Source organism: Hymenobacter sedentarius, assembly GCF_001507645.1.
GTDB classification, from domain to species: domain Bacteria; phylum Bacteroidota; class Bacteroidia; order Cytophagales; family Hymenobacteraceae; genus Hymenobacter; species Hymenobacter sedentarius.
Genome location: NZ_CP013909.1, coordinates 1,256,138 through 1,278,141 on the forward strand (window position 1 = coordinate 1,256,138; position 22,004 = coordinate 1,278,141).

The following is a 22,004-nucleotide window of genomic DNA, read 5'->3' on the forward strand; positions in this document are numbered from 1 at the left end:
CGTAGGGCGAAAGGTACATAGTTTCTGGAGACGTCCAGTGGTAAGGAGAAAACGTTGCGAGATAGAGTTGGGAGAATTCCGGGCGGACAGTTGTGCGCGAAAGAGCTGAATTCAACACTCCGCGGTGGTAAGCATTTATAAAAAATACCACAATGGGGGAGCTGCTGGCTGTGGTTGAGGAGCAGCGAGCCTTGTTTCCCGCACTGCGAACAAGCACGTGTTTTGAAGAGGCACAAGCCGCTGCCGGGCCCCAGTAACTAGGGCGTGAAAGACTTGGGCAAGGCTTGCTGAATGAGCCTTATTTGGAGTAGCTCAACGGGCTTGGCCAACCGAATTTTATAGGGAATTGTATATCCAACCTATACAACTTCTTTACCCTTGCTCTACCTTAGTGCTATGAAGCAAGGGATTATGCGAGTGAAAACAATCCGGGGTGGCCGTCTGTGGCTCGCGCTGGTGCTGCCTTGGCTGCTGCTGAAAACGACAGACACCAAGGCCCAACAAGTGCCGAAGCCCAGCGCTGCGGACCCGGTAAACTCCACCATGCCAGCGCTGTTGGGCGATACCGTGCGGGTGCGCCTGGAGCTGCAGCCCGATTCGCTGGTGGCCGCGCCCATGGGCCCGGAGGCCATCGACTCGGCGCGCCTGGAGTGGCTGCGCACGCCCCCTACCATGCGCGACCTAGTGTGCGACCGGGTGAGCTGCTTCGAAACCGACGTGCCCCACCAGTTCAACAACTCGGTGATGGCCTACGTGACGCTGTTTACGGCCCGCAACCGCAGCTACCTGCAGCGGGTGCTGGAGCGCGAAAACCTGTATTTCCCCCTCTTCGAGAAGTACCTGGCGCAGTACAACCTGCCCCTCGACTTAAAGTACCTGGCCGTGGTGGAATCGGCCCTGATTCCTACAGCGAAGTCACCGGTGGGCGCCACCGGCCTGTGGCAGTTTATGGGCCCCACCGCCGGCGACCTGCGCCTGAAACGCGACGAGTGGATAGACGAGCGGATGGCGCCTGAAAAAGCCACCGAAGCCGCCTGCAAGCACCTGCGCTACCTCTACGGCGTGTTTCACGACTGGGAGCTGGTGCTGGCGGCCTACAACTGGGGCGCCGGCAGCGTGCAGCGCGTGATGCGCCGCACCGGCAAGAAGACCTTCTGGGACCTGTACCCGCACATGCCGGCCGAAACGCGCAACTACGTGCCCACCTTCACGGCCATCATGTATAGCATGAAATACGCCGAAGCCCACGGCTTGCGCACCGCTAACCTGAACTACCAGCGCGCCGAACCCCTGGATACTTTGGGCTTGCGGGGTCAGGCGTTCGACCTACGCCGCCTGAGCCGGGCCTGCGGGTACGAAGACTCCTTGTACCTCAGCCGCTTCAACCCGGAACTGCGGCGGGCCGCGCTGCCGGCCGGGTACCGCCCCTACGTGGTGCGGTACCCGGCTGCCGCTGCCGAGCACCTGGGCGATGTTGACCGGGCTACTTTGCTGGACTACTGCCAGCCCACAGAGGCCCTGCCGCTGCCGCTGGCTTTCCTGCCCCCGCGCCTCGAAGGCGTGGAGCCGTGGACGAGTCGGCCGCTGTTGGCGGCCACCGAAGGCCCGCGCGTCGGCGAGGAAGACGCCGCGCCGCGCTTCCGGCGGGTGCCCCACAAAGTGCGCCGGGGCGAAACCCTGGCCAGTCTGGCCGAGCGATTTGAAGTAAGCCAGGCGCAGCTGCGCCGGTGGAACGAGCTGCCCAAAGGCCGGCCGCTCAAGCCCGGCAAGCAGCTGGTGATATTTGTGCCCCTGCCGGCGCCGCGCACCCCCACGCCGGCTACAGAAGCAGCCGCCGCGCCTGAAGCCGTCGCCGTTGTTGCGCGGCCGCTGCGCCCAACTGTTTCGCCCGAAGAGCTAGCCGCCCGCAAGGCGCAAGCCGAAGCCAATGCCCGCGAGGTGGCGCGGTTGCAGGACATAGCGCGCCAGGAAAAAGCGCAGGAAGCGCGCCTGGTGGCCATTCGGCAGCGGCAGGCCATCAAGCAAGCGGCAGCCGAAGTACAGGCTCGGGCGGCAGCCCGCCGCCTGGCGCAAGCCCAGGCCGCCGAAGCCGCCGACGACTCCGTACCGGTTTCGGCCGAGCAGCCCACCGGTGCTTACACGGTGCGCAAAGGCGACAACCTGACCAAACTAGCCCACCAGCACAATGTGAGCGTGGCTCAACTGGTGGCGTGGAACGGGCTGGATTCGGAAACGGTGGCCGCGGGACAGCGGTTGGTATTCGAGGCGCCGGCCGCTGATGCTGCGCCCGAAGCCCCGCGCAAGCAGGCCAAAGCAACTGCCAAAGCCGTGGCGGCTGCCGAGCCGGCCCGGGCCCCGGGGCAGTCCCTGGGGGCGCCGCAGATCCACCTGGTGCAGCCGGGCGATACCTTGTTTAACATTTCGCGCCGCTTTGGGGTGAGCGTGAAGGTGCTGCGCGAGCTCAACCACCTCACCTCCGACGAGGTGAAGCTGGGCCAGAAGCTGCTGGTGCCGCAAGGGTAGCGCTACAATATCTTTGCTCACCTTTCATTAAATATTCCTCAGTCCTAGTGAAAAGAATATCTGCCGTTCTACTAGCTCTCACGTTGGCCTTTTTGGTGTCCTGTGGTAATAATCCAGATATTCAGCCGGTGATGAGCACGGCCGTGGCCGACGTGAAGCTTACGCTTCAGTTCGATGGAAATGCCGGTTATACGTATTTGCGGGGCTACTTAAATAGTGATTGCACGGGCAATGCCTACACGGATGGAAAGCCATCCGGCTACCTGTATTTGGGCTTTGAGGCCATTGCCGGCGACAAGAGTAAAATCCTGTTTGCCCTGCCGCAGCAAAAGCTGAAAACGGGAGTAATTGGCACGTATACTTTTATCAGCCCGCAGAACACGTCGAATGACCTGTCGTCGAGGCTGGAGTATACGCCGAGTAGCGCAAATTTTACTACCATTGTCACCGGCGACTACGATAGCAGCAACACGACGGGCAGCTTTCAGGTAACGGCATATAACACAGCTACCAAAATGGCCGATGGCAACTTCCGGGTGGTGCTGAAGGACGTGCGTGACCCACAGCAAACGCCGGCTACCCCCAGCTCGCAGCGGCGCATTGGAGACGTGACCCTGACGGGCGAGTTTAAAAATCTGAAAATGCCGGATTAGACTCCGGCCGCGTAAGTTTCGCAAATTTGGTCTCAAATTGCCAGCCGGTTGCCCGAAGAGGGACAACCGGCTTTTTTTCGCTGCTTTTATGCTAAAAATAAACAAACAGGACGCCCTCAACTACCACTCCCAGGAACCCGCGGGCAAGCTGGAGGTGGTGCCCACCAAACCCATGAGCACGCAGCTCGACCTGGCGCTGGCCTACTCGCCCGGCGTGGCCGAGCCGTGCAAAGAAATTGCGGCCAATCCCGACGATGTGTACAAGTACACGGCCAAGGGCAACCTGGTGGCCGTAATTACCAATGGCACCGCCGTGCTGGGGCTGGGCAACATCGGGCCCTCGGCCAGCAAGCCCGTGATGGAAGGCAAGGGCGTGCTGTTTAAGAAATTTGCGGGCTTGGATTGCTTTGATATTGAGATAGACGCCAACGACCCCGACGAGTTTATCCGCATCGTAAAAGCGCTGGAGCCCACGTTTGGCGGCATCAACCTGGAGGACATCAAGGCGCCGGAGTGCTTCCGGATTGAAACCGAGCTGCGGGAGAAGATGAACATTCCGCTGATGCACGACGACCAGCACGGCACGGCCATCATTACGTCGGCCGCGCTGCTGAACGGGCTGGAAGTGGTAGGCAAGAAAATCGACGAAATCAAGCTAGTGGTGAGCGGTGCGGGCGCGGCAGCCGTGTCGTGCCTGCGGCTGTACCTGGCGTTGGGCCTGAACAAGGACAACGTGGTGGTGTTCGACAAAGACGGCATCATCAACGCTGCGCGCACCAACCTGGACCCCATCCAGATGCAGTTTGCCACGAGCCGCACCATCACCACACTGGATGAGGCCATGGAAGGCGCCGACGTGTTTCTGGGCCTTTCGGCGGCCAACGTGCTGCCGGCCGGCCTGCTGCTGCGCATGGCCGCCAACCCCATGGTGTTTGCCCTGGCCAACCCCGACCCCGAGGTGAGCTACCAGCTGGCCATGGCCACCCGCGACGACATCATTATGGCCACCGGCCGCTCGGACCACCCCAACCAGGTGAACAACGTGCTCGGCTTCCCCTATATTTTCCGGGGAGCCATGGACGTGCGCGCCACCGAAATCAACGAGGCCATGAAGCTGGCCGCCGTGCACGCCCTGGCCCACCTGAGCAAGGAGCCCGTGCCCGACATGGTGAACAAGGCCTACGGCGACAACACGCTAGCGTTTGGCCCAACCTACCTGATTCCGAAGCCGCTCGACCCGCGGCTCATCACCACCATCAGCCCCGCGGTGGCGCGGGCAGCCATGGAAAGCGGCGTGGCCCGCCTGCCCATCGAGGACTGGGCGGCCTACGAAGACCAGCTCCGCGCCCGCCTGGGCGTGAACCAGAAGCTGATGAACCGCATGACCTCGGCGGCCAAGGCCAACCCGAAGCGCGTGGTGTTTGCCGAAGCCGATAACTACAAAATCCTGAAAGCCGCGCAGATTCTGCTCGATGAAGGCATCTGCAAGCCCATTTTGCTGGGCCCGCAGGACAAAATTGACTCCATTGCCCGGGCCAACAGCCTGGATTTGGAAGGCTGCGAAATCGTCAACATCCTGAAGCAGGATGCCAAGCGCGACGAGTACGCCGCCCTGCTGTATCAGAAGCGCCAGCGCCGCGGCATGACGCTCTACGAAGGCCGCCGCCTGATGCGCGAGCGCAACTACTACGCCGCCATGATGGTGGAAACCGGCGAAGCCGACGCCTGCATCACCGGCCTCACGAAGGACTACGGCAAGAGCATCATTCCGTCGCTGCAGGTCATCGGCACCGAGGAGGGCGTGCGGCGCGTGGCGTCGATGTACATCATTCAGCACAAGAAAGGCCCGTATTTCTTTGCCGATACCACGGTGAACATCAACCCGACGGCCGAGGAGATGGTGGAGATTATTGGGCTGACGGCCCGGGCGGTGCGCTTCTTCGATACCGAGCCGCGCATGGCCGTTATCAGCTACTCCAACTTCGGCTCCAACGCCGGCCCGCTGCCCGAGAAAACCCGCCGTGCCACCGAGCTGGCCAAGGCGCGCTTCCCCAACCTGCTCATCGACGGCGAGATGCAGGCCAACGTGGCCCTGAGCCCGCAGCTGCTGCAGGACCACTACGGCTTCTCGCCCCTGGCCGAAAAGGGCGCCAACACGCTGATTTTCCCCAATGTGGAGTCGGGCAACATTGCCTACAAGGTGCTGCAGGAAATTGGCGGCGCCGAGGTCATTGGGCCGGTGCTGATGGGCATGCGCAAGCCGGTGCACATTCTGCAGCTCGGCGCCTCGGTGCGCGACATTGTGAACATGGCCGCCATTGCCGTGGTGGACGCCCAGACGGGCAGCCGGGCGCTGTAGAGGAGGGTTTTAAAGAGCGTTATGCCGGGCGTAGCGAAGCATCTTTACCGCGCAAGTAATCTGGGTTACTCCCGTGGTAAAGATGCTTCGCTACGCCCGGCATAACGGTTTTTGGGCTTCTGTCTTTCCTGAACAGTGGTCTTTTTTAGCCCAATATTTTTGGCTGAAAAGCCAGTAAGTTTGGGAAGTAAAAACCCGGCGTTTGTGTTGGTTAACTACTGAAGAGCTTCTTTCCTTCCTTTTTCCGACCCTATGATTGCTTACCTCGACGGTAAACTCGCTTACAAAGACGCCACCCTCGCCATTGTCGACATCCTGGGCGTGGGCTACGAAGTCCGGATTTCGCTGGCCACCTACTCCAAGCTGCCGGCCGAGGGCGCGGCCACCAAGATTTACACCTACCAGCACATCAAGGAAGACGGGCAGACGCTCTATGGCTTTCTTGACCCCAACGAAAAGGCGCTGTTTATGCTGCTCATTTCGGTGTCGGGCATTGGGCCGGGCACGGGCATTGTGATGGTGAGCAGCATGAGCGTGGGCGAAATTCGCGAGGCCATTGTGAACGAAAACGTGCGCGCCATCCAGAGCATCAAGGGCGTGGGACCCAAGACGGCCCAGCGCGTGATACTGGAGCTAAAAGACAAGCTGCGCAAGGACGAACTGCTGGCCAAGGCCGGCGTGGACACCGTGCCGCTGGCCCGCCAACACAATACCCGCCGCTCCGAAGCGTTGCAGGCCTTGGTTACCCTGGGCTTTGCACGGGCCGCTGCCGAGAAGAATCTGGACCAGATTCAGCATAAGCACGGCGGTGAACTGAGCGTGGAGGAAATGATTAAGTTTGCTTTGAAGTCGCACTGAGTTTGGGCGAACTTTCGGGTTCGTGCCACCGAACGGGTTATCTCGGCCGACTTTGCTACCTTATTGAACCGCCGTGCCTGGCGTGGGCCCTTCAGCCCGCGCCATTATACCCTTATCCCGCTTGAAAATCGGTCAAAAGTTACTCCCTGCGTCAGTTGTTGCGGTCGCGTCCTTGCTCGCGTGGTGGGCTCAGGCTACTCCCGTGGGTGGCGCGCGCCTGGCGGGGGCGTGGCTCCGGGCCAGCCGCGTGCTGGCCGCCGATACGCCGCGGCCGGTGCGGCCGGCAGTGGATACCACGGGGCCCTACAAGCCCAGCCGCCGCCCGCGGGTGCGGGCCCAGGACCGCCCGGGCAGCCCCTTCGGCCTGCGCCGCCGCGAGTCGCCGCTGGTGCTGCCGCTGCCCAAGAACGTGAAGCTCGACGTGGCCGTGGACGACAGCCTGAAGCAGTTCGACGTCAAAGAAAAAGTAGGCGCCAACATCGACTACCGCGACCCCAGCGTGCTCAGCTTTAAGGAGTACGAGGAGTTTCAGCGGCAGCAGGCCATTCGCGACTACTACCGGGCCAAGGCCAAGGGCGGCATCACGGGGCCGCCGGCCGCGGCGGGCACGCCGCAGGCCCAGCGCCTCATCCCAAAGATTTACCTGGGGCCCATTGCCAACCGCATTTTTGGGGGCAGCTACGTCGACATCCGGCCCGCGGGCTCGGTCACGCTCAAGTTTGGCGCGCGCTTCAATAAAAACGAGAACCCGGCCCTCACGCTGCGCCAGCAAAAGGTGGGCGACTTCCTGTTTGAGCAGAACATCAACGTCAACCTGACCGGGGCTATTGGCACCAAGCTCAAACTGGTGTTCAACTACGACACCAAGGCGTCGTTCGACTTCGACAACCAGATGAAGTTCGACTACGCCGGCGAGGAGACGGACATCGTGCGCAAGGTGGACCTGGGCAACGTGAGCCTGCCGCTGACCAACTCGCTGGTGCAGGGCGGGCAAAACCTGTTCGGCATCAAAACCCAGCTGCAGTTTGGCAAGCTGGGCGTGACGGCCGTGGCCGCCACCGTGCGCGGCACCGCCGACGAGGTGCGCATTCAGAACGGCGCCCAGAGCCGGCAGTACGAAATCAAGGCCAGCCAGTACGAGCGGGACCGGCACTTCTTCCTGTCGCAGTTTTTCCGCGAGCGCTACGACCAAGCCCTGCGCAACCTGCCCACCATCCAGAGCGGGGTGTCCATCACGCGCCTGGAGGTGTACGTGACCAACGATAACCGCACCACCGAGAACCTGCGCAACGTGGTGACGCTGATGGACCTGGCCGAGCCCTTCCGGCTGTACCAGGACAAGTACCGCCAGGGCAGCCCCAGCGCCCAGGCCCCGGCCAGCAACGACGCCAACCTGGAGTACCGCACCATCACGGGGGCCGGGGCCGCGGCCCGCGACAACCTGGGCGTGGACAACTTCCTGCAGATAGGGCAAGGCCTGACCAAGAACGTGGACTTTGAGCGGGTGCGGGCCCGTAAGCTCGACCCGCGCGAGTACACCTACAACGCACAGCTGGGCTACTTGTCGTTGAATACGGCGCTGCTGCCCGACCAGGTGCTGGGCGTGAGCTACGAGTACCTCTACAACGGCAAGACCTACAAGGTGGGCGAGACGGCCAGCGACTACGGCAACGTGAAGGAAAACGAAGTCATCTTCCTGAAGATGCTGCGGGCCAGCAACCCCGGCGTGGGCATTGCCGACCCCACGAAGAACCCGCAGAACCCGAACCTGCGCACCCGCAACACGCCGACCTGGGATTTGATGATGAAGAACATCTATCCCCTGAACGCCTCGCAGCTGCAGCGCGACAACTTCCAGCTGCAAATCATCTACAAAGACGACGCCACCGGGGTCGACCTGATTTCGCTCAAGGAAGGGGCGCGTATTGCCAACCGCCCGCTGATTGAGGTGCTCAACCTCGACCACGTCAACTCCAACAACGACCGCAACCCGGACGGCAACTTCGACTACTTCCCCGGCATCACCATCGACCCGGAGCTGGGCAAAATCATCTTCCCCAATATTGAGCCATTTGGCTCCTACCTGCAAACCCAGCTGGTAGGCGAAACCGACCTGATTGACCGGTACGTGTATTCGGAGCTGTACAACCAGACCCAGAGCGACGCGCAGCAGCGGCAGGAAAAGGACAAGTTTTTCCTGCGCGGGCGCTTCCAGGGCGGGGCCGGCTCCGACGAAATCAGCTTGCCCGGCATTGGCATTGCGCAGGGCTCGGTGCGGGTGCGCTCGGGCTCCACGCTGCTGACGGAAGGCGTGGACTACCAGGTGTTCTACGACCAGGCCAAGGTGAAAATCCTGAACCCGGCCTACCTGAACTCGGCCAACGAGCTGCGGGTCGAGTTTGAGAAGAATGCCCTGGTGCAGGTGCAGCCGCGCAAGCTGGTGGGCGTGCGCATGGATTACCGGCTCAACAAGGACGTGAATATCGGCGGCACGGCCCTGCACCTGCTGGAAAACCAGGCCCCGGGCATCAACCGCGTGAACATCGGCGACGAGCCGGGCAACAACACCATTATTGGGCTGGATGGCAGCATCCGCAAGGATAGCCGGGTGCTGACCAAGTACCTCGACATGCTGCCGTTTATCTCGACCAAGGAGATTTCGACCATTGCCTTCAGCGGGGAGTTTGCCAAGCTGCTGCCAAGCCGCTCGCAGCTGGGCAACGGCGAAAACGGCGTGTCGTACATCGACGACTTTGAAAACGCCCGCACGCCCTACACCCTGGGCGGGCTGGCCTCCATTCCGGCCTGGCGCCTGGCCGCCACGCCACTGCCCGTGAAGGGCAGCACCGCCGTGGGGCTGGGCTACAACTACCAGCGCGCCAAGCTGGCCTGGTACACCGTGGACCAGAGCTACTACACCGGCGGCCCGAACGTGCCGGGCAACATCGGCACGGCCGACCTGGCCAACCACTACACTCGGGGCGTGAAGCGCGACGAGGTGTTTCCGAACAAGGACCTGGGCGCGACCGGCAACGGCTACGAATACACCTTCGACATGGCCTACTACCCCGGCGAGCGGGGCCCCTACAACTACAACCCCAACATCGACGGGGCCGGCAAGAAGTTTACCGGCGCCGAGCGGCCCGAGGACAAGTTCGGCGGCATCAGCCGGGCCATTACGTTCGACACCGACTTCGACAACGCCAACATCGAGTACCTGGAGTTCTGGATGATGGACCCCTTCTTGAAGGCGACCAACCCCAACGCGCCGGCCTCGCGGGTGAACATCACCGACCAGGACGGCAACGACCAGGCCAACACCACCGGCGGCGACCTGCTCATCAACCTGGGCAACGTGAGCGAAGACGTGCTGAAGGACGACAACCAGCACGAGTTTGAAAACGGCCTGCCCGTGACCGACGACCCGCAGGAAATAGCCGACAACAGCAAGCCCACGGTATGGGGCCGTGTAACCAAGCAGCAGTTTCTCACCGATGCCTTCAACGCGGCGCCCGGGGCCCGGGCCCGGCAAGACGTAGGCCTCGACGGCGTGAACGACGGCAACGAAAGGGCCCAGCCTCAGTTTGGCCCGTACACTTCCCTGCCCGACCCCTCGGGCGATGACTTCCGCCACCACCTCGACGCGAGCTACGACCAGGCCAATGCCAAGATTCTGGGCCGCTACAAGAACTACAACGGCTACGAGGGCAACTCCAACGAAAACGACCAGCGCAGCTCCACGGCCTACCCCGACAAGGAAGACCTGAACCGCGACAACGTGGTGCAGGAAGTGGAGCGCTACTACGAATACAAAATCTCGCTGCGCCCGCCCACCGTGCCTGGCGGCGGCCTCCAGGTGGGCCAGAACTTCATCATCGACAAGGTGACGAACAAGGACGAGCGCACCAACGGCGACGAAGTGACCTGGTACCAGTTCCGCATTCCGATTCGGGAGGGCTACACCGTGCGCGGGGCCACCCAGGAGTTCGGCTTCAAGTCCATCCGTTTCCTGCGCATGTACATGACCGGCTGGCAGCAGCCGGTGGTGCTGCGCCTGGTGCAGCCGCAGTTTGTGGCCAACCAGTGGCGCCGCTTCCTCTACCGCATCGTGGACACCCGCCAGGGCAGCCAGCCGCCGGTGGGCCAGCTCACCGACGCCGACGCCTTCAACATCTCGACGGTGAGCGTGGAGGAAAACGGCCTTTCCTACAACCCCAAGGGCGCGGGCTCGGGCAAAATCCCCTACATCTCGCCGCCCGGCATCCTGCGCGACAAGGAGTACGGCAGCAGCAGCACCTCGCGCCTGCAAAACGAGCAAAGCCTGCGCCTCTCGGTGACCAACCTGCGCGACGGCTACGCTAAGGCGGCGTACAAGAACCTTAGCATCAACATGCTGCGCTACAAACGCCTGCGCCTGTTCCTGCACGGCGACTCGGAAGACGCCAGCCTGACCGACAAGGACGTGCAGGCCTTCATCCGCATCGGCACCGACTACACCCAGAACTACTACCAGTACGCGCTGCCGCTAAAGCTCACGCAGCCCGGCAAGACCAGCCCCGACGACGTGTGGCCCACCGAGAACCGCATCGACGTGTCGTTCCAGGATTTCATCGACGCCAAATCGGAGCGCAACCGGCAGGTAAACCCCAACCTGCAGGTTCCCTACACCAAAACGCTGCCCAGCGGCGGCACCATCACGGTGGTGGGCAACCCCGACTTCTCGGCCGTGCAGGGCGTGATGATTGGCATGCTCAACCCCACCGGCGACGCCAACAACCCCAGCACCAGCTCCATCACGGCCAACCTGTGGGCCGATGAGTTCCGGGTGTTTGACTTTGAGCAGCAAGCCGGCTACGCCGCCACCGCCCGGCTCAACGTGAAGATGGCCGACGTGGCCAACGTGACGGCCACCGGCAGCTACACCAGCGTGGGCTTTGGCGGGCTGCAAGACAAGGTGCAGCAGCGCTCCATCGACGACGCCTTCCGCGGCGACTTGCAGGCCACTGTGGCGGCCGAGAAGTTCCTGCCCCAGCAGCTGCAGCTGCGCGTGCCCGTGCTGCTGCAGCTGGGCCACGAAAGCCGCGCGCCGCTCTACGACCCGCTCGACCCCGACACCAAGCTGGAGCAAAGCCTCCAGAAGTTCGTGGACAAGGACAAGAAGATTGACGCCACCGCGCAGGCCGAGTACCGCAAAAAGGTGATTGACCAAACCACCAGCCGCAGCATCTCGGTGCTGAACGTGCGCAAGGAGCGCGGCCCCGGCAAGCCCGGCGCCCCGGCCGCCACGCCCAAGCCCTGGGACGTGGAAAACCTGGCCGTGAGCTACTCCCTCACCGACCGCCTGCACTCCGACATTCGCACCGAGCGCGACTACACCAAGGCCTACACCGCCGCCCTGGCCTACGTGTACCAGACCACGCCCAAGAACTACAGCCTGAGCAAGGTGAAGGCGCTGGACAACCCGTACCTGAAGATTTTCCAGGACCTGAACTTCACGCCGCTGCCCTCGCGCTTCACCTTCCGCACTGACCTGGACCGGCGCTACAACGAGCGGTTTCTGCAGCGCAGCCTGCAGCCGGGCACCCTGCCCAGCAGCGAAGGCATTGCGCCCGTGATTCAAAAATCGTTCTTCATCAGCCGCATCTACGACCTGAAGTGGGACCTGACCAAGAGCCTGATATTTGACTACACCGCCACCAACCGCGGCGTAATCGACGAAGGCCGCGGCCGCAGCATCGGCGACAGCCGCGATGCTATTCGCAACGACAGCCTGCGCAAGCGCAACCTGCTGCGGGGCGGCCGCACCGTCAACTTCAACCAGGTGGCCTCGCTCACGTACCGCCTGCCGCTGGACAAGTTCCCGCTCACCGACTGGATAAGCGCCGACACCCGCTACTCGGCCAACTACACCTGGCAGGCGTCGTCGGCGTCGTTGCGGGCGCCGCGGTACCCGGTGCCCACCGGCGACGAAGCCAAGGACACCCTGACCTACGCGCTCCAGCTGGGCAACACCGTGCAGAACAACGCCGAAGTGAGCGCCAACGGCCGCATCGACCTGGTGAAGCTCTACAACAAGGTGCGTTTTCTGAACATCATCAACAACGCGCCACCCCCCGCCGCCCGGCCCCAGCTCCAGAATCAGGCGCAGCCCGGCGAAGGCGCTCAGCGGCAAGCCGCCGCGCCGGCCGACACCACGCGGGAGACAAACCGCTTCGTGAAAGCCGTGCTCCGCTCGCTGATGACGGCCCGCTCCATCAACTTCACCTACGTGCGCACCAACGGCACGCTGCTGCCCGGCTACCTGCCCAAAACCCACCTCTTTGGCCTCGACCAGGACCTGACCGCGCCGGGCGTGCCCTTCATCCTGGGCAAGCAGTACGGCCTCGACGACTTATACACCCGCGCCCGGGACCGCGGCTGGTACACCCAAAACAGCGAGTACCTCAACACGCCCCTGAGCTCGCTGCTCACCGAGACCTTCACGGTGCGCACGGCCCTGGAGCCGTTCCGCGGCTTCAACATCCAGGTGGATGCCCGCCGGCAGCTGGCCCGCAACAAAGAAGTGTACTACCGCACCCTGCTCGACTCGGTCCTGCTCACGCCCGTGGTGGACCCCCGCACCGGCCGCTTTGTGCTGGCCGACCACCCGCTGCTGGGCACCGGCTCGTTCCAGACCTCCACCATCACCATCCAGACCTTGTTTGGCGACCTGGGGGCCAACGGGGAGACGTCTAAGGCCTTCAGCCAGTTTGTGAAAAACCGGGCGTTTGTGCGCCAGCGCCTGGCCTCGGCCAACCCCGCGTCGGGCAACCCCGAGGCCGGTTACGGGTTCAATTCGCAGGAAGTGCTGGTGCAGAGCTTCATCGATGCCTACCACGGCCGCTCGTCCGACGGCTACCAGGCCAAGAAGTTCGACCCGTTTGCCATGTTCCCGCTGCCCAACTGGCGCCTGGACTACAACGGCTTCGCCGACCTGCCGCTCATCAAGCGCTACTTCTCCTCGTTCACGCTCAACCACGCTTACTCCTCCACCTACAGCGTGGGCAGCTACACCACGTCCACGGTCTACCAGTCCGACTTCAACCCCGACAACCAGTTCCCCAACCGCCTGAACACGGCGGGCCAGTTCATTCCGTACTACGTGGTGGGGCAGGTGAGCATTATCGAGCGCCTCTCGCCGCTGGTGGGGGTCAATTTCCAGACCGTGAGCCGGGCCACGGGCCGCCTCGAGTACCGCACCGACCGGGCCGTGGTGCTGAACACCACAAACGCCCAGGTAACCGAGCTCTATACCAAGGAAGTGGTGCTGGGCCTGGGCTACGCCACCAACAGCCTCAAGCTGCCCTTCCGGGTGAAGGGCGAGCAGCGGGTGCTGCGCAACAACCTCACCGCCCGCCTCGACCTGAGCATTCGCGACAACATCACGGTGCAGCGCAGCATTTTGGACGTGGTGGACCCCACCCGCCCCGGCGACCCCGGACAGGTAGGCCGCGCCCAAGGCCAGATTACCAACGGCTCGAGAACCTTCCAGCTGCGCCCCACCATCGACTATTTGCTTAACACCCGGCTCAACTTGCAGCTCTACTACAGCCAGACCATCACCACGCCGCGCATCAGCAACGCCTTCCGAAACTCTGCCACCGAGGGCGGCGTGCAGTTGCGCTACAGCCTCACGCAGTAAAGTTGAGCTGGCAAGGCCGGCGGGTGGGAGCGGGGCGAGCTGGCCCCACCCGCGGCCTGGGCCAAAACAATTTCGGCTCAGGTGTCTTCCCCAAGGATGGATTGCCTAATTTTGGCTCAACCTATCCGTACACCTCACCACCCCACCATTTTCTATGAACCTGCCCGCCACCCTGCACTACACCAAGGACCACGAATGGATTCGCGTTGAAGGCGATGTCGCCTACGTTGGCATCACCGACCACGCCCAAAAAGAGCTGGGCGACATCGTGTACGTCGACATCGACACGCTCGACAAGGACGTGGCCCGGCACGACGTGTTTGGCACCGTGGAGGCCGTGAAAACCGTTTCGGACCTGTTCAGCCCCATCACCGGCACTGTGCTCGAAGTGAACAACAAGCTGGCCGACTCGCCCGAAACCGTGAACTCGGACCCCTACGGCGACGGCTGGATGGTGAAGATTTCCATTGCCAACCCCGAGGAGCTGAACGACCTGCTGACCGCCGAAACCTACGGCGAACTGGTAGGCGCCTAAGCCCGGCCGTTCGGCCTCCTTGCCCATGCTACCCCTCGGCAAGCCGGAGCGGCCGGCCCCGCGCCCGTATGCGGCCCTCCCGCTGGGTTGGGCCGCCGTGGTGCTGGTGCTCACCCTCACGCCTGCCGATAAGATGCCCATCACGCCCGTTTGGGAGCTGTTGTCGTTCGACACAGCCGCCCACGCGGGCGTGTTTTTGGTGCTGGCCGGCTTGAGCTGGTTTTCGCTGCGGCGGCAGCGCCGCTGGCCGACGCTGGCCCTCCGCGCCGGGCGGGCCGCGCTGCTGAGCAGCATCGTGTTCGGTGGGCTGATTGAGGTAATGCAATACAATATGGCTCTGGGCCGCCACGGAGAATGGACCGACTTACTGAGCGACGCCATCGGCGCCGCCCTGGCGGTGGGCGTGGCCACGGCCGGGGCCGCGCGCCTGGGACGCCGCCCGCCGCTCCGGGTTTCGACTTGGGTTGGGCTGCTGCTAGCCGGCGCGGCGCTGGGCGCCTGGCCCGCGCCGGTGGCAGCTCAGGACCTAGTCCGAGCGCGTCATACCATCAAGAAGCTGGCTTCGCCCTGCTTGCACGGCCGGGGCTATGTAAAGCACGGCGAGCATAAAGCGGCTGCCTACCTGCGGGGCCGTTTCCGTGAATTGAAGCTGCAGCCGTTGGCTCCGGACTATACCCAGCCGTTTGCCTTGGACGTGAACACGTTTCCGGGGAAGCTACAGCTCGATGTAATGCCCTTCGGCCCCCTGCGCCGGATGCCTCAGGCCAAGCATCTGCAGCCGGGCCGGAATTTTATCGCCGCTCCCAATTCGGGTAGTGGCAAGCTGGATTGGGGGAGCCGGCTGGTGCGCCTCGATACGCTGGCCTTCACCGATTCCCTGGTACGCCAACGCAGCATAGCTCAACTTACCCGCTTGCCCGGGGCCGTGCTGCTCACGGCCCGCGTCGAAAGCCAACTGGCCCACTGGCCACACCTGCGCCAGGCCCTGGAAACGGCCGCCGCCCGCATCACGCTCGTGCCCAAGCTGACGGCCTTGCTGGCCAGCGAGCAAAGCGCCCAGGTAAAGCTGCTGGCCCTGCCCACCGCGGCCGCTTGGCCGGCCGCGACCACCGTGCCTAACCAGATGAAAAGCGTGCACTTGGAAGTCGAGGCCAAGCTGATTCGCCAGTACCAAACCCAGAACCTGGCCGCCATCGTGCGCGGCAGCGTCCAGCCCGATTCGTTCCTGGTGGCGACGGCGCACTACGACCACCTGGGCCTGATGGGCAAAAGCACCTACTTCCCCGGAGCCAACGACAACGCCAGCGGCGTAGCCCTGCTGCTGGAGCTGGCCGCGCACTACGCCCGCCCCGAAAACCGGCCGGCCTACTCCGTGGTCTTCCTGCTGTTCGGGGCCGAAGAAGCCGGGCTGCTGGGCTCCACCTACTTCGTGGCGCACCCGCTGGTGCCGCTCAAGAGCATCAAGTTTCTAGTAAACCTGGACTTGCTGGGCACCGGCGAGCAGGGCGCCACCGTCGTCAACGGCAAAGTATTCGAGGCGCCCTACCAGCGCCTGCTGGCGCTCAATGAGGCCCATCATTACCTGCCCGCGCTGGGCGCCCGCGGCCGCGCCGCCAACTCCGACCACTTTCCTTTTTCCGAAGCCGGCGTGCCTGCCTTCTTCATCTATACGCGCGGCGGGAGCACCGCGTACCACGACGTGAACGACCGGCCGGAAGCGTTGTCGCTGGCGGGCTTTGCCGGAGCGTTTGGCCTGGTGCGCGACTTCCTGAACGAGCTGGGCGCCGCCCGATAGCGCACAAAAAAGCCTCTGCAGGGACTGCAGAGGCTTTTCGCTAACGAATAATTATAACGAGTGGGGTTGCTTAGCCTTTGGCTTTCACCGACAGCATGATTTGCTTGGCGATGGGCTCCCATTCGGGCTTCTGGCGGTCGGCGCAGTTGAAGGTGCAAATCATCAGCTTGCCTTCCACATCGGTGAAGAACACCAGCGTGTAGACTTCGTGGCCCATCTCCGGCTTCATGAATTCCATGTAACCCACCTTGCGGTTGTTGATGTTTTTCACGCCGTCGCCAAACCACGTGGCGTCTTTGTACTGCTTGTGGTAGGTCTTGCCAAACGAGGCGGCGTAGATATCGACCATGTCCTGGTCGGCGTCGTTGTCGCTGTAGTTGAAGGCCAGGCTCACCAAATTGTTGTTGGTGAAAATAACGCTTGGGCGGCTCTGGGCTTTGGCGTAGGCGAAATCCATCTGCTCTTCGGTCATCACCTCAAAGCCTTTGGGAATCAGGATTTCCACCCGCTCGCTGAGCACGCGCTTCTTAACCAGCTCAATTTCGGATGCCGGACGCGCAGCCGTAAGTAACAGTCCCAGGATACAGAGTAGAAGTGTAGATTTCATACTAATGGGGATAAAAAGTGAGTAACTAAAAAGACTTTCTTGGAACCAAGTTAGATACAATAATCATGTATCCAAGTTTTCGAACACAAATATTGCAATTATTTTTTAAAGACGCCGGTTTGCCCCGGCAACTTTTTAAATAACATCCTAAGATTCGGTGAATTGTAGGCAACAGAAAACGTTGAACGCTGCAAGTCAAATCTCCGGCCAACTTTGTTTGTCTAGGTTGTAGATTGTAAATTTTAGTTTAAAAATCCTATTTCATCCCGTAAGAGAAGCATGCGGGTTACTGCGGCCTGCATCCAAATAGTTCTAAACCGGTAAAATATTGTATTCCTAAAGAATGTTATTTAGCTGTTCTTTTATTTTTTCCAGCTCCTCTTTCATGCCCACCACCAAGTGCTGCACGGTTGCATCGTTGGCCTTGGAGCCGATGGTGTTGATTTCGCGGCCGATTTCCTGGGCCAGAAAGCCGAGCTTCTTACCTACGGCCTCGTCGGGTTGGTGGATTGCCTGCTCGAAATATGCTAAGTGGGCCGCCAGGCGCACTTTCTCTTCGGCGATGTCGAGCTTTTCGATGTAGTAGAGCACCTCCTGCTCGAAGCGCGTGGCGTTGAACTGCTCGTGGCTGGTGAGCTCGGCCAGGTGGCCGGCCAGGCGCTGGCGCACGTGCTCGATGCGGGCGGGGTCGTGTTCCTCCACGGCGGCCAGCTGCTGGCGGATGGTGGCCACGTAGCTCAATATCTCGACGGTGAGCGTGGTGCCCTCGTCTTGCCGAAACTGCTGGATGGCGGCAACGGCTTCGGTGAGCAGCGGCTGCAGCTCCGCCCAGGCCACTTCTTCGGCGGCGGGCTCGGCGTCGCGTGCTTCGGAGGCGCTGGGAATCACGCCCGGCAGGCGCAGGGCAGCCAGCAGGGTGTCTTCGCTGGTGGGCAGGCCCAGGCTGTCGGCCACGCTTTTCAGCTCCTGGAAGGCGGCCACCAGAGCTTCTTTATTGAGGGTGGCGGCAGCGCGGGCCGCGGCGGGCCGCACAAAATCGAGGTTGAGGTTGACTTTGCCGCGCAGCAGGGCCTTGGCCAGCGTGTTGCGGATTTCCAGCTCGTGGGGCATCAGGAACCGGGGCAGGCGCAAGGTCAGGTCGAAGGTCTTGGAATTGACGGAGCGCAGCTCCACAGCGGCGGTGTAGGAATCGGCTTCGCGGTGGGCCTGGCCGTAGCCGGTCATGGAAATAAGCATGGGGTCAATGAGCTGAGGTGTCGGGGAATCGGCCGCGTGCAGCCGTTGAGTTAACAAAGAAACCTCGGCCTGGATAAGCAACTGTCAGCCCGCGCCAGGGTACGGCGGCCAATAGGCGCTGGAGCTGCTGCGGGCAATGTTACCGCTGTGTTAAGTATGTGCTTGAAATACAACAATTAGGAAATGACCTTGAGCAAGGGGTAGCCGTTTTGGGGCCAGAACTTTGTGCCCGAAATCAAACCCCTGACTTATGTCAATTCGCAATTTTTTTACCCATCTGTTTCTGCTGGTACTTCTGGCCTGGTCGCAGGCGGTTTCTGCCCAGGTCACCACCTCTGCCCTCAGCGGCAAGGCGGTTTCTGATAAAGGCGAAGAGCTGATAGGCGTGACGGTGGTGGCCACGCACCAGCCCACCGGCACCAAGCGCGGCACGGCCACCGAAGTAGACGGCGGCTTCAACATCCCGAACCTGGCCCCCGGCGGGCCCTACGAAGTGCAGGTGACCTACGTGGGCTACAAGCCCCAGACCATCGGCGGCGTGTTCCTGACCCTGGGCAACACCACCCGGCTCAACCTGGTGCTGGCCGCCGAGGCCCAGGCCCTGGCCGAAGTAGTGGTGGTGGGCAACACCCAGGCCACCAAAACCGGCGCGGGTACCACCGTGGGCCGTGAGGCGCTGCAGCAACTGCCCACCATCTCGCGCAGCATCCAGGACTTTACGCGCCTCGACCCGCGCAACTCGAACAACTCCTTCGCGGGCAGCTCGTTTCGCTACAACAACATCACCCTGGACGGCGCCGTGAACAACGACGCCATCGGCTTCTCGCCCTCGCTGGGTGGGCAGAGCGGCAGCAGCGGCCTGCCCGGCGGCTCGGCCCGCGCCAACCCCATTTCGCTCGATGCCATTCAGGAGATTCAGGCCCAGGTAGCGCCCTACGACGTGAAACTGGGCAACTTCACCGGCGGCTCCATCAACGCCGTGACGCGCTCCGGCACCAACGACTTCCACGGCTCGGTGTACGGCTACGGCCGCAACCAGAATGTGACGGGCCGCAGCATCGACGGGGCCGAATCGAAAATCGGCACCGCCTACCACGACTACCAGACCGGCTTCCGCCTGGGCGGCCCGCTGGTGAAAAACAAGCTGTTCTTCTTCACCAACGCCGAAATCGCGCGCCGCACCGAGCCGCAGTTCTACGGCGTGGGCCAGGCCAACGCGCCCATCACGGGTGAGCTGGCCCAGCAAATTGCCAGCAAGCTGCAAACCAGCTACAACTACAACGTGGGCGAGTATGGGGCCTACAACATCCACGCAAACAGCAACAAGGTGTTTGGGCGCCTCGACTTCAACCTGAACGATAAAACCAGCGTGGCCCTGCGCCACAACTTCATCACGTCCGAAGCCACTAACCTGGAGCGTTCGGGCAGCTTGTTCAAGTTTGGCACCCAGGACTATACCCAGCACAACATCCAGAATTCGACGGTGCTGGAGGTGAAAAGCAACTTCAGCAGCAAGCTGGCCAACAACCTAATTGTGGGCTACACCAACATCCACGACTACCGCGACCTGCTCGGCGGCCAGGCCTCGCTCTTCCCGGCCGTGCAGATTAACGCCGTGAGCACCGACCCCAGCAAAGGCTTCGGCGGCGGCTCCAACCAGATTCTGCTCGGCTCGGACCGCGAAGCCAGCATCTTCAACCAGCGCCAGAAGACAATGGAGCTCACGGATAACTTCACCTTCTACACCGGCACCCACGCCCTCACGCTGGGCACGCACAACGAGTTTTACAACATCGACTACGGCTTCATCAACTCCTGGAACGGCCGCATTGAGTACAACAACGTGGCCGATTTCCTGGCCGACAAGCCCAACCGCATCCGCGGTACCTACAACAACGGCACACGTGGCGACAACTCCTACGCTTACAACTTCAACAACCCCTCGGCTCAATTTCACATCAACTTCTACAGCGCCTACCTGCAGGACGAGTGGAACGTGAACGACAAGCTGAAAATCACCCCCGGCATCCGCTTCGACATTGCCTCGCTGCCCACCAAGCCGGCCCTGAACTCTGGCCTGGTGAACAACCCTCAGAACGACGCCAACACCCTGAACCAGACGTACTCGCACACGGCCTGGAAAGACCTGAGCAACGGCTACCTCGGGAAGGTGCAGGTGTCGCCCCGCCTGGGCTTCAACTACGACGTGAAGGGCGACCAGTCGGTGGTGGTACGCGGCGGCTCGGGTGTCTTCACCGGCCGGGTGCCGTTTGCCTGGTTCGGCTATGCCTACTACAACAACGGCGTGAACTTCAACTCGGTCGACGTGAACAACATCCGCGGCACCAACGGCGGCGCGGGCACCGTGTACACCCTCAACCAGGACCCGAACAAGATTTACGCCCAGCTGCCCACCGCGGCCTACAACCCTGCCAACCTGAAGGCCGGCACCACCGAGGTAAACCTGATTGACAACAACTTCAAGATGCCGCAGGTGTGGCGCTCGTCGCTGGCCGTCGATTTCAAGCTGCCTACCGGCACGCGCCTCTCGGTAGAAGGCCTGTACACGAAGACCTTGCAGGACGTGAAGTTTGAAAACATCAACCTGGCCGACAACGTGACTTACCTGGCCGGCGGCCCCACCCAGAGCCCGCGCTACACGGCCGGCACCTTCGGCACCAAGGTCAACCCGAACTTCTCCAACGCTTTCTTCCTGACTAACACGCAGAAAGGCTACCGCTACCAGCTCACCGGCTCGGTGGGCCAAACGGTGAGCAACATCCTCGACGCCTCGGTGGCCTACACCTACGGCCAGAGCAAAGACATCAGCAACGGCATCCGCAACTCGCCGCAGAGCAACTGGGAGCTGAATCCCGCCCTGAACGTGAACGACCCGGCCTTGGCTTATTCCAACTTCGACCTGCGTCACCGCGTGGTGGCCTCGCTCAACCTGCACAAGGCCCTGACGCCGCGCGTCACCGGCTTCCTCACCTCGGTGCTCACGTACGCCAGCGGCTCGCCCTATACCTGGGTGTATAACAACAACTTCCTGGGCAACGGCCAGCAAAACGTGGAGCTGGCCTACATCCCCGGCAGCAGCACGGACATTGTGTTGGTGAACCGCGGCGCCACGCCCGCCACCACCGCCAACCCCAACGGCTACGCCCTGGACGCGTCGGGTGCCCAGTACGCCTCGCTCAACAGCTTCATCAACAACGATGCGTACCTGAAAACCCGCCGCGGCCAGTACGCCGAGCGCAACGCCGGCCGCACGCCCTGGAACAACCAGGCCGACGTGCGCCTGATGATGGAAGCCAAGCTCGGCAAGCTCGTAGCCAACGAAGCCGGCGTCGTGCCCAGCGGCCACACCCTGCAGATTTCGCTGGACATCATCAACTTCGGCAATTTCCTGAACAAGGATTGGGGCCGCCAGTACTTCGTGCCCAACACCTTCAACTCGACTCTGGGCACCGGCCTTACGCAAGTGGCCTTCGCCGATGCCGCCGGCAACATCTCGGCCAACTACAACACGGCCACCTTCAACCGCCCAGCCTTCACCTACGGCACGCCGGCCACCTACTCCATCGACCAGCTGGCTTCGCGCTGGCAGGGGCAGCTGGGCCTACGCTACTCTTTCTAGCGCCTTCGGCTTGATGAGGAGTTAAGAAGGAGGACTAAAGAATTGAGTTTTGCTTCATCCTGAATTACGCGGCCGCTCTAATCAGAGCGGCCGCGTTTTTTGTGTGGGTTGCGTCCG

General features: G+C 62.2%; 10 protein-coding genes. 8 read left to right on the forward strand and 2 right to left on the reverse strand.

Features of this window, described 5'->3' with window-relative positions:
- The first annotated feature begins 396 nt into the window (after window positions 1–396).
- The 7 genes from AUC43_RS05315 to AUC43_RS05345 all read left to right on the forward strand — a co-directional run bounded on the left by AUC43_RS05315 (window position 397) and on the right by AUC43_RS05345 (window position 16,404).
- Window positions 397–2,523, forward strand: coding sequence for a LysM peptidoglycan-binding domain-containing protein (locus AUC43_RS05315; RefSeq protein WP_068190776.1), 2,127 nt, complete (start codon window positions 397–399; stop codon window positions 2,521–2,523).
- A 47-nt stretch (window positions 2,524–2,570) separates the two neighbouring features.
- On the forward strand, window positions 2,571–3,176 hold the full coding sequence (locus tag AUC43_RS05320) for a hypothetical protein (RefSeq protein WP_157780937.1): 606 nt from the start codon (window positions 2,571–2,573) through the stop codon (window positions 3,174–3,176).
- Between the two features lie 88 nt (window positions 3,177–3,264).
- Window positions 3,265–5,535 carry an NADP-dependent malic enzyme gene (locus AUC43_RS05325; protein ID WP_068190780.1) on the forward strand — a complete coding sequence of 757 codons (2,271 nt, stop codon included), beginning with the start codon at window positions 3,265–3,267 and terminating at the stop codon, window positions 5,533–5,535.
- A 252-nt stretch (window positions 5,536–5,787) separates the two neighbouring features.
- The gene (gene ruvA, locus AUC43_RS05330; RefSeq protein WP_068190782.1) at window positions 5,788–6,393 is read left to right on the forward strand and encodes a Holliday junction branch migration protein RuvA; all 606 of its coding nucleotides are present in this window, start codon (window positions 5,788–5,790) and stop codon (window positions 6,391–6,393) included.
- 202 nt (window positions 6,394–6,595) lie between these two features.
- The gene (gene sov, locus AUC43_RS05335; RefSeq protein ID WP_233254115.1) at window positions 6,596–14,074 is read left to right on the forward strand and encodes a T9SS outer membrane translocon Sov/SprA; all 7,479 of its coding nucleotides are present in this window, start codon (window positions 6,596–6,598) and stop codon (window positions 14,072–14,074) included.
- A 154-nt stretch (window positions 14,075–14,228) separates the two neighbouring features.
- Complete coding sequence (gene gcvH, locus AUC43_RS05340) at window positions 14,229–14,609, forward strand: glycine cleavage system protein GcvH (RefSeq protein WP_068190788.1); 381 nt, start codon at window positions 14,229–14,231, stop codon at window positions 14,607–14,609.
- A gap of 25 nt (window positions 14,610–14,634) precedes the next feature.
- Window positions 14,635–16,404 carry a VanZ family protein gene (locus AUC43_RS05345; RefSeq protein ID WP_068190790.1) on the forward strand — a complete coding sequence of 590 codons (1,770 nt, stop codon included), beginning with the start codon at window positions 14,635–14,637 and terminating at the stop codon, window positions 16,402–16,404.
- 70 nt (window positions 16,405–16,474) lie between these two features.
- On the opposite strand, the gene AUC43_RS05350 is transcribed toward AUC43_RS05345, so the two are convergent.
- Together AUC43_RS05350 and AUC43_RS05355 are read right to left on the reverse strand one after the other, a co-directional pair.
- Window positions 16,475–17,011, reverse strand: coding sequence for a hypothetical protein (locus AUC43_RS05350; RefSeq protein ID WP_157780938.1), 537 nt, complete (start codon window positions 17,009–17,011; stop codon window positions 16,475–16,477).
- A 336-nt stretch (window positions 17,012–17,347) separates the two neighbouring features.
- Complete coding sequence (locus tag AUC43_RS05355) at window positions 17,348–18,247, reverse strand: YicC/YloC family endoribonuclease (RefSeq protein ID WP_068190794.1); 900 nt, start codon at window positions 18,245–18,247, stop codon at window positions 17,348–17,350.
- Between the two features lie 250 nt (window positions 18,248–18,497).
- Between AUC43_RS05355 and AUC43_RS05360 the strand changes: the two genes are divergently transcribed.
- Window positions 18,498–21,887, forward strand: a complete 3,390-nt coding sequence (locus AUC43_RS05360; RefSeq protein ID WP_068190796.1) for a TonB-dependent receptor — start codon at window positions 18,498–18,500, stop codon at window positions 21,885–21,887.
- The last annotated feature ends 117 nt before the right edge of the window (window positions 21,888–22,004 follow it).

Excerpts from the sequence above, each read along its gene's own strand:
- AUC43_RS05315 (WP_068190776.1), top strand. The coding sequence starts at position 397 with ATGAAGCAAGGGATTATGCGAGTGAAAACAATCCGGGGTGGCCGTCTG.
- AUC43_RS05325 (WP_068190780.1), top strand. The coding sequence starts at position 3,265 with ATGCTAAAAATAAACAAACAGGACGCCCTCAACTACCACTCCCAGGAA.
- ruvA (WP_068190782.1), top strand. The coding sequence starts at position 5,788 with ATGATTGCTTACCTCGACGGTAAACTCGCTTACAAAGACGCCACCCTC.
- gcvH (WP_068190788.1), top strand. The coding sequence starts at position 14,229 with ATGAACCTGCCCGCCACCCTGCACTACACCAAGGACCACGAATGGATT.
- AUC43_RS05345 (WP_068190790.1), top strand. The coding sequence starts at position 14,635 with ATGCTACCCCTCGGCAAGCCGGAGCGGCCGGCCCCGCGCCCGTATGCG.
- AUC43_RS05350 (WP_157780938.1), bottom strand. The coding sequence starts at position 17,011 with ATGAAATCTACACTTCTACTCTGTATCCTGGGACTGTTACTTACGGCT.
- AUC43_RS05355 (WP_068190794.1), bottom strand. The coding sequence starts at position 18,247 with ATGCTTATTTCCATGACCGGCTACGGCCAGGCCCACCGCGAAGCCGAT.
- AUC43_RS05360 (WP_068190796.1), top strand. The coding sequence starts at position 18,498 with ATGTCAATTCGCAATTTTTTTACCCATCTGTTTCTGCTGGTACTTCTG.